Annotated in this window: 14 protein-coding genes; 6 read left to right on the top strand and 8 right to left on the bottom strand. The window is 72.8% G+C overall.

Going from position 1 to position 12,992, the window contains the following annotated elements; genetic code table 11:
- Positions 1–35: 35 nt before the first annotated feature.
- Positions 36–629 (bottom strand): dihydrofolate reductase family protein, encoded by a 594-nt coding sequence (locus CLV72_RS10265; RefSeq protein ID WP_106243856.1) that lies wholly within the window; start codon positions 627–629, stop codon positions 36–38.
- 156 nt (positions 630–785) lie between these two features.
- Between CLV72_RS10265 and CLV72_RS10260 the strand changes: the two genes are divergently transcribed.
- Positions 786–1,640, top strand: coding sequence for a class I SAM-dependent methyltransferase (locus CLV72_RS10260; protein WP_106243852.1), 855 nt, complete (start codon positions 786–788; stop codon positions 1,638–1,640).
- Positions 1,637–1,888 (top strand): Smr/MutS family protein, encoded by a 252-nt coding sequence (locus CLV72_RS10255; RefSeq protein WP_106243849.1) that lies wholly within the window; start codon positions 1,637–1,639, stop codon positions 1,886–1,888. The genes CLV72_RS10260 and CLV72_RS10255 overlap by 4 nt, the downstream gene beginning before the upstream one ends.
- A 32-nt stretch (positions 1,889–1,920) precedes the next feature.
- On the opposite strand, the gene CLV72_RS10250 is transcribed toward CLV72_RS10255, so the two are convergent.
- The 3 genes from CLV72_RS10250 to CLV72_RS10240 all read right to left on the bottom strand — a co-directional run bounded on the left by CLV72_RS10250 (position 1,921) and on the right by CLV72_RS10240 (position 3,644).
- The gene (locus tag CLV72_RS10250; RefSeq protein WP_106243845.1) at positions 1,921–2,181 is read right to left on the bottom strand and encodes a Txe/YoeB family addiction module toxin; all 261 of its coding nucleotides are present in this window, start codon (positions 2,179–2,181) and stop codon (positions 1,921–1,923) included.
- Positions 2,178–2,429, bottom strand: a complete 252-nt coding sequence (locus CLV72_RS10245) for a type II toxin-antitoxin system Phd/YefM family antitoxin (protein ID WP_106245343.1) — start codon at positions 2,427–2,429, stop codon at positions 2,178–2,180. The genes CLV72_RS10250 and CLV72_RS10245 overlap by 4 nt, the downstream gene beginning before the upstream one ends.
- Positions 2,430–2,540: 111 nt before the next feature.
- On the bottom strand, positions 2,541–3,644 hold the full coding sequence (locus tag CLV72_RS10240) for an SGNH/GDSL hydrolase family protein (RefSeq protein ID WP_170140944.1): 1,104 nt from the start codon (positions 3,642–3,644) through the stop codon (positions 2,541–2,543).
- 174 nt (positions 3,645–3,818) lie between these two features.
- Between CLV72_RS10240 and CLV72_RS10235 the strand changes: the two genes are divergently transcribed.
- Positions 3,819–4,616 (top strand): SDR family NAD(P)-dependent oxidoreductase, encoded by a 798-nt coding sequence (locus CLV72_RS10235; protein WP_106243839.1) that lies wholly within the window; start codon positions 3,819–3,821, stop codon positions 4,614–4,616.
- Between the two features lie 463 nt (positions 4,617–5,079).
- Here CLV72_RS10235 and CLV72_RS10225 read toward each other — a convergent pair whose 3' ends face one another.
- A complete protein-coding gene (locus tag CLV72_RS10225; protein WP_106243836.1) occupies positions 5,080–5,859 on the bottom strand; it encodes a glucose 1-dehydrogenase in 780 nt (259 codons plus the stop codon).
- 144 nt (positions 5,860–6,003) lie between these two features.
- On the opposite strand from CLV72_RS10225, the gene CLV72_RS10220 reads away from it, so the two are divergent.
- Positions 6,004–6,693: a TetR/AcrR family transcriptional regulator gene (locus CLV72_RS10220; protein ID WP_106243833.1), complete on the top strand. Its 690-nt coding sequence runs from the start codon at positions 6,004–6,006 to the stop codon at positions 6,691–6,693.
- Between the two features lie 510 nt (positions 6,694–7,203).
- Here CLV72_RS10220 and rox read toward each other — a convergent pair.
- Positions 7,204–8,631 carry a rifampin monooxygenase gene (gene rox, locus CLV72_RS10215; protein ID WP_106243829.1) on the bottom strand — a complete coding sequence of 476 codons (1,428 nt, stop codon included), beginning with the start codon at positions 8,629–8,631 and terminating at the stop codon, positions 7,204–7,206.
- A gap of 604 nt (positions 8,632–9,235) precedes the next feature.
- Between rox and CLV72_RS10210 the strand changes: the two genes are divergently transcribed.
- Both CLV72_RS10210 and hisG read left to right on the top strand, forming a co-directional pair.
- On the top strand, positions 9,236–9,499 hold the full coding sequence (locus CLV72_RS10210) for a phosphoribosyl-ATP diphosphatase (protein WP_106245341.1): 264 nt from the start codon (positions 9,236–9,238) through the stop codon (positions 9,497–9,499).
- 101 nt (positions 9,500–9,600) lie between these two features.
- Positions 9,601–10,455: an ATP phosphoribosyltransferase gene (hisG, locus tag CLV72_RS10205; RefSeq protein ID WP_106243825.1), complete on the top strand. Its 855-nt coding sequence runs from the start codon at positions 9,601–9,603 to the stop codon at positions 10,453–10,455.
- A gap of 762 nt (positions 10,456–11,217) precedes the next feature.
- On the opposite strand, the gene CLV72_RS10200 is transcribed toward hisG, so the two are convergent.
- On the bottom strand, positions 11,218–11,823 hold the full coding sequence (locus CLV72_RS10200) for a response regulator transcription factor (RefSeq protein WP_106243822.1): 606 nt from the start codon (positions 11,821–11,823) through the stop codon (positions 11,218–11,220).
- The gene (locus CLV72_RS10195; protein ID WP_106245339.1) at positions 11,820–12,989 is read right to left on the bottom strand and encodes a sensor histidine kinase; all 1,170 of its coding nucleotides are present in this window, start codon (positions 12,987–12,989) and stop codon (positions 11,820–11,822) included. The genes CLV72_RS10200 and CLV72_RS10195 overlap by 4 nt, the downstream gene beginning before the upstream one ends.
- Between the last annotated feature and the right edge of the window lie 3 nt (positions 12,990–12,992).

Here is a 12,992-nt window from a genome sequence, read left to right as displayed (position 1 = left end):
CCGCCCCTGCGGCCCCGGAGGCGGGCGGCCCGGTCTCACGCGCGGGCGGGCGGCCGGTAGCGCAGCAGGACCTTGCCCGAGCGGAACACGGTCACCGCCCCGGCCGCCAGGTCGACCCGGTCGCCCAGCCCGGCGTACAGGCTGCGGCCGCGCCCCAGCAGGACCGGGTGCACCAGGATCCGCAGCTCGTCCACCAGGCCCTGCTCCAGCAGCGCCACGGTGAGGCCCGAGCTGCCGAAGACCGCGACGTCCCCGTCGGCCTCCGCCCGCAGCCGGGCGACCTCGGCGCCCAGGCCGCCGCCGCCGACGACGCGGCTGTTCCGCCAGGGCGGCACCGCGCCGCCGTCCGTCACCACCGTCTTGGGCACGGCGTTCATGAAGGCCGCCACCTCGGGCAGCCGCGCCGCGGCCTCGGCCGAGGGCCAGACCTCGGCGAAGTGCTCGTAGGTGCGCCGCCCCAGCAGCAGGGCGCCCACCTCGCGCGTCTGGCGCAGGTTCCAGTCGAAGAACTCCTCGTCGTTGAGACCCCAGTCCAGTTCCCCGCCGGGCCCCTCGTGGTAGCCGTCTAGGGAGCAGAACAGGAACGCGAACACCTGCCGAGGGCCGCGCGGCGCCAGGTCGCCACTCATCCCGGTCTCCTTTCGTCACCGCACCGGACAGACCGCTCCCGGAGCCGGAACTCATCGCCGCCCGCGATCCGGCCGCCGCGGGCGCCGCACCGGTCCGCCCACCGGAGCGGCGATACTGCTGGACGTAGCGTGTCGGGACAGGAAGGGCGGTGGCGAATGGACGCCCCACAGGACGAAGGCGCCGGCCTGGCCGGACCGGTCGCCTCGGTGCGGCGCGCGGCCATCGGCCGCGACGACACCCGGCGCGCCAACCGGCGCTGGTGGGACGGCTACGCCGACGACTACCAGGCCGAACACGGCGACTTCCTGCGCGACACGGGCTTCGTGTGGTGCCCGGAAGGGCTGGACGAGGCCGACGCCCGGCTGCTCGGCGAGCTCGACGGCGCCACCGTGCTGGAGGTGGGCTGCGGCGCCGGCCAGTGCGGCCGCTGGCTGCGCTCGCGCGGCGTGCGCACCGTCGGCTTCGACCTGTCCGCGCGCCAGCTGTGGCACTCCGGACGCATCGACGCCCGCACCGGCCTGCGGCTGCCGGTGGTGCAGGCCGACGCCGAACGGCTCCCGTTCGCCGCCGCCCGCTTCGACGCCGCCTTCTCCGCCTTCGGCGCGCTCCCGTTCGTCGCCGACGCCACCGCCGTGCTCACCGAGGTGCACCGGGTGCTGCGCCCCGGCGGCCGCTTCGTCTTCTCGGTCTCGCATCCGGTGCGGTGGTCCTTCCCCGACGACCCCGGCCCCGGCGGCCTGACCGCCCGCGACTCCTACTTCGACCGCTCCGCCTACGGCGAACTGGACGCCTCCGGCACCGTCGTCTACGCCGAGCACCACCGCACCCTCGGCGACTGGGTGCGGTCGGTCACCGCATCCGGGCTGCTGCTCACCGACCTGGTCGAACCGGAGTGGCCCCCCGGGCACGACCGGGTGTGGGGCGGCTGGAGCCCGCTGCGCGGCCGCATCCTCCCCGGCACCGCGATCTTCGTCTGCGACAGGCCCGCACCGGAAGGGACGGCGGCGTGAAGCTCAAACTCGACCTGCACGACATCTACAACCGGGGCGGCGAGATCGACCGCGCGCTGCGCGACATCATCGACCAGGCCCTCACCAAGCGCGCCTCCGTCGTGGAGATCATCCCCGGCAAGGGCTCCGGCCAGCTCAAGAAGCGGGTGCTGCGCTTCCTGGAGCGCAAGGAGATCAAGAGCCTCTACCACCGCATCGACAAGGACGCCAAGAACCACGGGCGGCTGTTCGTGTACTTCCGGCACTAAAATCCCCGCCGAATCTGTTCGGCGGGAACCGGTCATTTACCGTAGTGGTAGCGGCAGGCCGCTATTCGAATCTCACCGTCGATAACCTTGTACACAAGTCGGTGCTCACCTGTGATCCGCCGTGACCAGTAGCCCTGGAATCCGTGCCGCAGCGGCTCCGGTTTGCCTATCCCCTCGTTGCCATTGCGCACGATCTCCTTGATGAGGATATTGATGCGCTTGAGGATCTTGCGATCCTGGCCCTGCCACCACACGTAGTCTTCCCAGGCGCTCTCCGCCCAGACGAGTTTCAATCGGAGAGGTCCCGTTCTATTCCCTGTTCGGACTCAAGTTGCTCGATCGCAGTCACCAGGCGCCGTGCGTTCTCCGGACTGCGCAGCAGGTACGCCGTCTCCTTCAGTGTTTCGTACTCCGACAGAGCCATCATCACGACCGGTTCCCGTCCGGCCCTGGTGATGACGACCTCTTCCTTGTCGTTCACAACGGCGTCGAGCGTGGCGGCGTAGTTCGCTCGTGACTCGGAATAGGTGATGGTCTTCAAGCTGTCCACCTCGCACTGGAGCGATGTATCGCGTCAATGATTGTACAGGATTTTGTACGTTCACGCGAGGCTTGGCGTCCGGTCTCCGCCGATCGCAAGGCGCCCGTTTCCTCAGCCCCCCACCGGCAGCGGCTCGGGCGCGGGCCGCCCCTGGTCGAGGTAGATGGGCCGTCCTGGGCCGGCCTCGATCTGCTCGCGGACGAGTTCGCTGAGCGCGCGCTGGCCCCCGGCGGTGGGGTGGAAGGACGGGCTGAGCAGCTCGGTGCCGAAGTCCTCGCCGAAGTCGACGCTGAGCCCGTTCATCCAGGGGTCGTCGGTGCCGATCTCGTGGCCGTCGTAGGCGTCGTAGGCGTCGATGAACTCCACGCTGCCCGGCCCCTGGGAGGCGTGGATCTCCGCGTCGATCTCGGCGACGGCCGCGCCGATGCGGTCGTTGAGGATCCGCGCCTGCTCGTTGAGGAAGCGCTGCTGGGACGGCAGCAGCGACCAGTGCGGCCAGTCGGGGTCCTCCTGGAACAGCCGCGGATAGCCCACGATCACGATGCGCGCCTGCGGTGCGCGTTCGCGCAGCTCGGCGATGACCGCGGTGATGTCCTCCTCCAGCCGGTCCAGCCGCTCCTCGATCTCGGCGCCCTGCGACTCGCACGAGCTGCCGTCGACGAAGGACGGGACCATGCAGTCGGTGAGCACGTCGGCGAAGCCGGCGTCGTTGCCGCCGATGTTCAGGCTCACCAGGCTGGTGTCCTCGCCGACCAGGTCCAGCTCGGCGCCTGGCGATCCGAGCTGGTCGAGCAGCTGCGCGGCGGTGCGCCCCGAGCAGGCGCCGAAGCTGTACCCGCCCTGGAAGTCGTGGCCCTCCGCGACCAGCTGGGAGTAGGCGTTGGCGGAGCGGCGGCAGTCGCCGCTGCCGGGGTCGTAGTCGCCCGCGCCCACCCCGGAGGAGTAGGAGTCGCCGATGGCGACATAGCCGCCGCGGGTGGCGGCGTCGACCGGGTCGATGACCGGCGGCGCCGGGTCGAGGCCGAGCGCGGCGGCGGTCTGCGGCTGCTCGGCGCAGCCGTCGGAGCCGGGCTCGGCGAAGAGCCGGCAGACGGCCTGCCCGACCTCGGCGGGCACAGAACTGAACGGCGCGAGCACCACCGCGAACAGCGCGCCGGCGATGACGATCAGCGCGGCGTACTCCAGCTTCGCCGCACCCCGGTCCCGTCCGTCCATACCGGACATCATCGGCGGAAGCGCCCAGGCGGGGCAGAGTCTCCGGACCCGGGCCGGGCCCAATGAATTGGGGCCTTGCCAGTCCGTGACCGCGCTGCTACAGCGGCGGGCGGCCGCGCTGAAGCTCCGTCCCGGGGCCCGGCGCGGCGGTTTCCGGCGGGTAGCATCCCAGGCATGACCAAGGGGCAGCGGACCGCGCTCGTCACGGGCGCCTCCAGCGGAATCGGCGAGGAGTACGCCCGCCGGCTGGCCGAGCGCGGACACCGCCTGGTGCTGGTGGCCCGCCGCGCCGAACGGCTCGACGCGCTGGCGGCCGAGCTCGCCGAGCGCTACGGCGCCCGGACCGAGTCCATCGCCGCCGACCTCGCCACCGCCGAGGGCGTCGCGCGGGTCGAGGAGCGGCTGCGCGCCGAGGAGCACCCCGTCGACCTGCTGGTGAACAATGCCGGATACGGCGGCGGCGGATCCTTCGCGCGGCAGCAGCCCGAGGACGTCCAGCGCGTCATCGACGTGAACGTCACCGCCCTGGTGCGCCTCACCCGCGCCGTGCTGCCCGGGCAGATCGAGCGGAAGCGCTCCGGCGCGGCCCCGGGGCCGGTCGGGGTCATCAACGTCGGATCCGTCGCCGGGCTGCTGCCGGTGTCGCCCGGCAGCGCCCTGTACGCGTCGTCCAAGGCCTTCGTCCGGCTGTTCACCGAGTCGGTGGCGGCCGAGGTGAAGCGGCGCGGCGTCCACGTCACCGCCGTGCTGCCCGGCTACGTCCGCACCGACATGACCACCTGGCTGCAGGAGAAGGGCGCGCCCGAGCAGGTCTTCGTGCCGAAGGAGACGGTCGTCGCCGACTCCCTGCGCGCCTTCGCACGCGGGCGGTCGGTGGTGATCCCCGGCCTCCAGTACAAGGCCGCCGGCGGACTGCTCAAGCTGCTGCCCGCGACACTGGTGCGCGGCGCGGTGCGGCGCTTCGGGCCGTGAATCCGGGTTCCGCCGCGTCGGCTCGTGGGTCCGTGGTGCGCCGCCTCAGCCCCTGACCACGGTCCCAAGCGCCCACCTCAGCCTGCGGCGCGACAAGCCGGCCTGCGGCTCAGCCGCCAGTGAGGCGTCCCGGCGCCGCACGTGGCCGCGGCCACCGCGATCACGGCCGATGGCGGAAGCCGATGCGCACCAGCCGACCGTCGGCCCGGTCTTCGAGCCGAGTCGGCCGGATGGTGCCGGGGTCGTGGGGCTGATTGAGATCCGCGACGCGCCTGCGGCTCGGTAGCAGAAAATCTCGATGCGGCGTGCTCGGCCGGTGCGGCGCCCCAGCGTCGTGATGTCGATGATCCGTTCTCCGGTGCCCGCGGCGGGGGGATCTCGATGGCTCGTCGGATGTGGTCGGGCAGGTGGGACGAGGCCGCGTCCCGTGCGGAGTCGTTCGACCCGGCCGTGTCCGGAGTGCTCATGCGCTCTCGGCCTGAAGGGCGGGGCCGAGGAGGAGTCCACCGTCGATGACGTACTCCGACCCCGTGATGAACGCGGCGTCTGATGACGTGAGGAACAGGAGCAGCCGGGTGACGTCGGCCGGCTCTCCGAGCCGGGGGATGGCGAACGGCTCGGGTGAGTAGAAGTCGGCGATCGCCGCGGTGGCGCCGGCTGCCGGTTCGTGGATGAAGGAGGTCGAGATCACGCCGGGGTGGATGGTGTTCACCCGGATGCGGTCGCGGCCGAGCTCGAGTGCCGCCGTTCGGGTGAGGCCCCGCACGGCCCACTTGCCGGCGACGTACGGCGCGTAGTGGGCCGTGCCGCCCAGGCCCATGGTCGAGGCGATGTTGACGATGGCTCCCCCTGCCGCGCGGCGCAGAGCGGGGGCCGCGGCCTTGATGCCGAGGAAGGTCCCGGTGAGGTTGACGTCGAGGATGCGCGACCACGTGGCCCGCTCCGTGTTCTCGATCGTTGCGGGCGGGTTCTGCACGCCCGCGTTGTTGACCAGCACGTTCAGGGCGCCGAAGGCGCTCTCGGCGGTCAGCACAGCGGCGGACCACGAGCTCTCGTCGGTGACGTCGAGGCGGGCGAAGCGGGCGCGGGTCCCGAGCTCGTCGGCGAGAGCGGCCCCGCGTTCCTCGTCGATGCCGCCGATCACCACGTTCGCTCCCTCCGCGTGGAAGGCGCGCACGTGGCTCGAGCCCTGGCCGCCGGTCCCACCGGTCACGAGCACGGTCTGGTCGTCGAAGCGGCGCATCGGATGTTCCTTCGGTACGTGGGTGAATGACCGGGATCACCGGTGGTGAACGGCGGCCAGTGGTGAGTCGGTCGACTCACCGTCCCCTTGACACTAGGTCGGCGGCAATGGCGAGTCAAGCCACTCACCTCGTATGCTCGGCCCATGAGCACGGTTGTGACGACGTATCACCAGCGCGTCGCCCAGGAGAAGCGCGCGCTGATCGTGACGGCCGCGACCGCACTGTTCCTCGAATCGGGCTACGACCGGACGTCGCTGGCGCGGATCGCAGAGCGCGCGGGCGTTTCGCGGGCCACCCTGTTCAAGCAGTTTCCGAGCAAGGCCGCCCTGTTCGACGCCATCGTGACCGAGTCCTGGTCGACCGCGCACGAGGAGGATCCTCCGCCCGCGGGCAACCTCGTCGACGGGCTCGGCGTCATCGGTCGCCGTTACGCCGAGCTGCTGGGCCGTGCCCAGATGGCCGACCTGTTCAGGATCGTCATCGCCGAGCTGCCGCGGTTCCCTGAGCTGGCCCAGGCGCAGTTCTCGCACGGGAAGATGCCCTACTTCGAGTCCGTACGCGGCTACCTCCTGGCCGAGCACGAGGCGGGAACGGTGCGGATCGAGGACGTGGACCTCGCAGCCACCCAGTTCCTGGGCATGATCTCCAACTACGTCTTCTGGCCGGCACTCCTGGTGCCGGGCTGGGAGGTCGGCGCCGAACGCGTCGCTCAGGTGGTCGACGAGGCCGTCCGCACCATCGCCGCCCGGTACGCCGTGACCGGACCAGGGGCGTCCGCCAAGGACCGAGTCCCGCCGACCACGACAGACTCCCGCCGCCGCCGAAGGAGCTGACGCCTGGGCAGCCGAGACCGTCGACACCAAGGGCGTTCGCGGCGCATCCCGGGCGGACACCGAGGGAGGGAGTGCCGGTGTGTCGACCCATCTCTCGGGCAGCGCCCCCGCGGCAGGCCCCGAGACTGAGCGCCTTCGGCTGTGGATGATTCCGGCGGAATCGTGTCGGTCGTCCACAAGCCGCGTCGCGGCGCACCTGGTCGTCGCGTGAACTGGAAGAATGGATTCCGGGGGGGCGCCCCCGCGGCCCGCGCACGCGTCCCCGCTCTCGCGGCGGTAGGCCGGAATGGTGTCCGTTCGGGCGCGCGCCGCAGTCCGGCCGCCCCACCCGCTCCCCGTCGCACCGCTCGCCGGATGATGCCGTGTGCCGCCACCTCCGCTCCGGCGTCCTTGAGGCCGAGCCCCCGAGCATGCGGCCGCGACGGCGGCCCCGACCCGTCGGCCGGGGCCGCCGTCGCGGTGCCGGGCGGCCCGGCACCGCGCTCCGCCCGGTCGGCGGGCGTGCCCCGGTCAGGCGGCGGGCGCGCCGAACCAGGTGGGGAGGTGGCCGAGGAGGTCCTGCTGGTCGTCGCCGGTCCACGCCACGTGGCCGTCCGGCCGCAGCAGCACGGCGGGCACGTCCAGCTCCTCGCTGGTGTCGACGATGTGGTCGACCCGGTCGGCCCAGCCGGCGACCGAGAGCCGGCCGGTCTGGTCGAGCAGCAGCCCGCGGCCCCCGTGCATCCGCTCGTACAGGCGTCCCTGCTTCAGCGGGACGTCGCGCAGCCGCCGGCCGAGGAGTTCGTGGCCCTCGCCGAAGTCGTAGCGGATCCCGATCGCGATGACCTTCTCGATCAGGTACCGGTGCACCTCGGGGAAGTCCATCAGCTCCGACACCAGCCGGCGCACGGCCTGGGAGCCCGGTTCGGTGGACATCAGCTCCATCTGCGCGCGGGTGTTGTCCAGCACGCTGGCGGCCACCGGTTGCCGTTCGGTCTGGTAGCTGTCCAGCAGCCCCTCCGGTGCCCAGCCGCCGACCGCGGCGGCCAGCTTCCAGCCGAGGTTGAACGCGTCCTGGAGGCCGAGGTTGAGCCCCTGCCCGCCGGTCGGCGGGTGGACGTGCGCCGCGTCGCCGGCCAGCAGCACCCGGCCGACCCGGTAGCGCTCGGCCAGCCGGGTGGCGTCGCCGAAGCGGGAGAGCCAGCGCGGCGAGTGCACGCCGAAGTCGGTGCCGGCGTGCGCCCGCAGCTGCCGCTTGAACTCCGCCAAGGTCGGCGGGACCGAGCGATCCGGTGCCACCCCCTCCGCGGGCACCCCGACGCGGTACAGCCCGTCCCCCAGCGGCATCGCGCCGAACCGCAGCTGGGTCTTGCGGACTTCGGCGACGACGGCGGCCAGCGTCTCCGGCGTCGCGGTCAGCTCCATCTCGCCCAGCAGCGTCTCGACCCGGGTGGGCTCGCCGGGGAAGCCGACGCCGAGCAGCCTGCGCACCGTGCTGCGCCCGCCGTCGCAGCCGACGAGGTAGCGCGAGCGCAAGCGCGTGCCGTCGGCCAGCTCGGCGGTCACCCCCTCGTCATCCTGGCTCAGCCCGACCAGCTCGCAGCGGCGGCGGATCTCGACGCCGAGTTCGGCGGCGCGCTCGTTCAGCAGGCGCTCGGTGGCGGTCTGCACGATGCCGAGCACGTACGGGTGCGCGGTGTCGAGCCGGTCGAGCGGCGGCTTGGCGATGCCGGCGAAGAAGCCGCCGACCGGATACCGCTTGCCGAGCGCCAGGAAGCGGTCCAGCAGACCGCGCTGGTCCATCAGCTCGATGCTGCGCGCGTGCAGGCCGAGCGCGCGGACGATCCTGGTCGGCTCCGCCTCCTTCTCCAGTACGAGCGCCCGCACGCCGTGCAGCCGCAGCTCGCAGGCCAGCATCACACCGGTCGGTCCGCCGCCGGCGATGATCACATCGGTCATGGAACCCCCCCATTCAACGAAGCCGGCCGCGAATTCCTGATTTCCGCAGGTGCCGGCTCCGCTCGGAGATTCTGCGCTACGACCGGGGTCTTGCCGCAAGCCCCGGGGTGCGCTATAAGTTGAGAGTGGCAAGGAGTATGACTCCTTGCCTTTTCCTTTCGCCGTCCGTCGCGGACGGCCGTCCCCTGGGCGGTGGCGGCGCACGGCGGTGCGTTGACCGGTGCGGACTCCCGCGATACGCCGGGCCGTGGAATTCCCGCTGGAACGGGTGCGTGCGGCGCCGGGTGAAAGAACACCCGTCCGGCCGGGCGAGGAGGAATTCCCGGCCGCACTCGCATATCTCCTGCGAATCCCGGAGCCATTGCGGTCGGGCGCCCGGGTCCGGTGCCCGTCGGGTCGCCGGACCCCCGCACCCGGGCGGCGGCCCCCGAACCGCCCCGGGCGCGCCTCGGCGCTGGCCGTTGCGGGCCGAGGGGCGGGGCACGCGCTCATTTCCGCTGCTTCGTACCGTGTTCGCCCTGCTGTTCGGCGGCCGTGGCCCGGGCCGGGCGGAGCGGGCCGTAGGCTAGAGCGCGGTGAGTACGGCCGAATCCGAGAGATGGCGATGAAGACCTTCGACGAGCTGTTCGCCGAGCTGTCCGAGAAAGCGCGGGTCAGGCCGGAGGGTTCCGGCACCGTCGCGGCACTGGACGCAGGCGTGCACGCGATCGGCAAGAAGGTCGTCGAAGAGGCCGCCGAGGTGTGGATGGCGGCCGAGCACGAGTCCGACGCCCGAACCGCCGAAGAGATCTCCCAGCTGCTCTACCACCTCCAGGTGCTGATGCTGGCGCGCGGCCTGCGCCTCGACGACGTCTACGCGCATCTGTAGGCCGCTCCCGCCAGCCCCGCTGGCCGGACCGGCCCACGCGAACGTCCGTCCGAGGCCCGACCGGGCCTGCCGGCAGTACCGACGTGAGGAAGCGTCCACCCATGCCTGACCAACTGCGTATCGCCGTGCCGAACAAGGGCGCGCTGGCCGAACCCGCCAGCGCGATGCTGACCGAGGCGGGGTACCGCCAGCGCAAGGACTCCCGTGAGCTGGTGCTGGTCGACCCCGACAACCGCTGCGAGTTCTTCTTCCTGCGCCCCCGCGACATCGCCGTGTACGTCGGCGAGGGCACCCTGCACGCCGGGATCACCGGGCGCGACATGCTGCTCGACTCCGAGGCGCCGGCCGAGGAGGTGCTGCCGCTGGGCTTCGGCGGCTCCACCTTCCGCTTCGCGGCGCCCAACGGCAGCGGCCTGGACGTGGCGGACCTCGCCGGACGGCGGATCGCCACCTCCTACGCCGGGCTGCTGCGCGGCTACCTCGCCGAGCGGGGGGTGGACGCGCGGGTCATCGAGCTGGACGGGGCGGTGGAGACCGCGATCCGCCTCGGGGTGGCCGACGCCATCGCCGACGTGGTGTCCACCGGCACCACCCTGCGCAACGCGGGGCTGGAGACCTTCGGCGCGCCGATCCTGGAGTCGGAGGCGGTGCTGATCCGCCGCAACGGCGACCCGGAGCGGCCCGGCTTCGGCCAGCTGGCGCGGCGGCTGCGCGGCGTGCTGACCGCCCGCGACTACGTGATGATCGACTACGACATCCACACCGGTCGCATCGACGATGCCGTCGCGCTCACCCCCGGCATGGAGGGCCCCACGGTCTCGCCGCTGCACCGCGAGGGCTGGGTGGCCGTGCGCGCCATGGTGCCCAGGCGCGCCGCCCAGCAGATCATGGACGACCTGTGGGACATCGGCGGGCGCGCCATCTTCATCACCGACATCTACGCCTGCCGCCTGTGAGCTGAGGACCCGGCCGCGCGAACCGGAAGCGGAGCCCGCGGGGGTCCCCCCCGAGATCCATTCTTCCGTTTCGCGCGGCGCCTGGGTGCGCGGTGGTGCGGTCTGTGGACGGGGTGGCCCGATGCGGCCGGTTCGTCCACAGGCGGGTTCGTCCACAGGCCGGTTCGCCTACAAGCGGGTTCGTCCACAAGGCGATCAGGCGCGAGCGGTGCAGGTCGTGGCGGGGCCGCCGCCCGCGGGGGCGCCCCCCGAGATCCATTCTTCCGCCTCGCGGGGCGCCTGGGTGCGCGGTGGTGCGGTCTGTGGACGGGGTGGCCCGATGCGGTCGATTCGTCCACAGGCCGACTCGTGCGCGACGGCGTGCGTCGTGAGGCCGGCGCGCGGGGGCGCCCCCCGAGATCCATTCTTCCGCCTCGCGGGGCGCCCAGATGTGCGGTGGTGCGGTTTGTGGACGGGGTGGACTGATGCGGCCGTTCTGTCCACAGGTTGGGGATGCCGGTGGTGTGCTGCCGCTTGGGGTGGTGGATCGCTCGGACCCCGTGGCCGCCGGGTAGGTGCGGTTCGGGTCTGACCGGTCGGCCGCCGCCGCGTTGCCGTATCCCGTGTCGTCCTGCGCGGCCCGGCCGCCGGGCCGGGTCTGTTTGTGCTGGATGAGCGGTTGCCGTCTGCCGGACAAACCATGCTCCCGCATCTTCCGACCGGGGGAGCAGCGCACCCGGCCGGACCACCGCGCCGGGGTCCGCCGTCGCGCGGTGGACGCGTTCAGATCCAGCCGCGTTCGGCGGCGATGCGGGCGGCCTCGTGCCGGTTGGCGGCGTCGAGTTTGGCGATGGCGGCCGCCAGGTAGTTGCGCACGGTGCCCGGGGAGAGCGAGACGCGCTGGGCGATCTCGTCGACGGGCGCGCCGTCGCGGGCCAGCGCGAGCACGTCGGACTCGCGCGGGCTGAGCGGGGAGTCGCCCGCGCTGATCGCCTCGGCGGCGAGTTCGGGGTCGACGTAGCGGCCGCCGGCCGCCACCTTCCGCACCACCTGCGCGAAGGTGCGGGAGGAGACCGTCTTCGGCAGGAAGCCGCGCACCCCCGCGGCCAGCGCCGACTTCAGGTAGCCGGGCCGGCCGTGGGAGGTCACGATGACGCAGCGGCACTCCGGCAGCTCGGCCGCGAGCCGCCGCGCCACCTCGATGCCGTCGGGCCCGGGCAGTTGGAGGTCGAGCAGGGCCACGTCGGGGCGGAGTTTGCGCGCCGTCGCCAGCGCCTCGTCGCCCGACGCCGCCTGGCCGACGACCTCGAAGTCGTCCTCCAGGTCGAGCAGCCCGGCGATGGCGGCGCGGATGAGGTGTTCGTCGTCGGCGACGAGGATGCGGGTCACGCGGCGGCTCCCTTCGGGAGCGGGATCGTGGCGTCGAGCATGAACCAGTCTCCGTCGCGGCGCGTCGTGATGCGCCCGCCGAGTGCGCCGATCCGCTCGGACATGGCGCGCAGCCCCGTGCCGCCGCCGTCCCCGGCCGCCTCGGGGGCGCCGGCGCCGTCGTTGGCGACGGTGAGGAGCACCCCGTCCTCGCCGGTCGCGGTCGCGAGGGTGACCCGGGTGGCCGACGAGTGGCGCAGCACGTTCGTGACGCCCTCGCGGACCACCCAGGCCAGCGCCTCGGCGCACGGTTCGGGCACCGGGTCGCCGGCCACCGTGCAGCGGATGCCGGCCGACTCCAGCAGCGAGCGCGCCCCCGACACCTCGTCCTCCCAGGCCGGCCGCAGCTCCCCGCGGACGACTCGGCGCACCTCGGTGCCGGCCTGGTCGGCGAGCCGCTGGATGTCGCCGAGTTCGTCGGCCGCCCGCCCGTCGCGGCCGCGGCGGACGAGCTCCGAGGCGAGCGCGCTCTTGACCGAGATCGACGCGAGGGTGCGGCCGAACACGTCGTGCAGGTCGCGCGAGATGCGCAGCCGCTCGTTCGCGAGCGTCAGCGCGGCGCGGCTCTCGTGCGCCTCCTGCAGCTCCAGCAGCACCCGCAGCATCCAGACGTTCGACCAGCAGGCCCACAGCGCGACGCTGATCACGGCCATACCGGTCGCCAGCAGCGCGCTCCCCTCGACGGCGAGGAGCGGGGCGGTGATGACGAGGACGGCGGCGTTGAGCAGCAGCGTCCGGCGCGCGTCGAGGACGGGCACGAAGGCGGCGGCGACCGAGCCGATCGCCATCGCGACCGACAGGCCCATCGCGGCCCCGGGGAGGGTGAGGAGGACGCCGACCAGCGCGACCAGGACGAGCGTCCAGGCGGCGAGGCCGCGGGCCGGCAGCCGCCGCGGCCGGCCGACCAGGGCGTCGATGTTGCGCCGGCCGACCAGCATGTTGCCGGCGACCAGGGCCAGTTCCAGTCCGAACACGGTGGCGACGGTCGCGGGGCGCGTCTCGACGAGCCGGTCGGTCGTCAGCGTCCCGGACAGGAAGTTGAACAGCGGTGCCGTGGCGAGGAGGTACGCGGACCAGCGCACGAAGGTCTCGAACCGACGTGCGCTGACCAGCGGCCAGTCGCCCATGCG

It is taken from the genome of Allonocardiopsis opalescens, from assembly GCF_003002095.1.
Taxonomy (GTDB): Bacteria; Actinomycetota; Actinomycetes; order Streptosporangiales; family Streptosporangiaceae; genus Allonocardiopsis; species Allonocardiopsis opalescens.
Note: the sequence above shows the minus strand (reverse complement) of the source record. Positions and strands in the feature narration are given on the sequence as shown.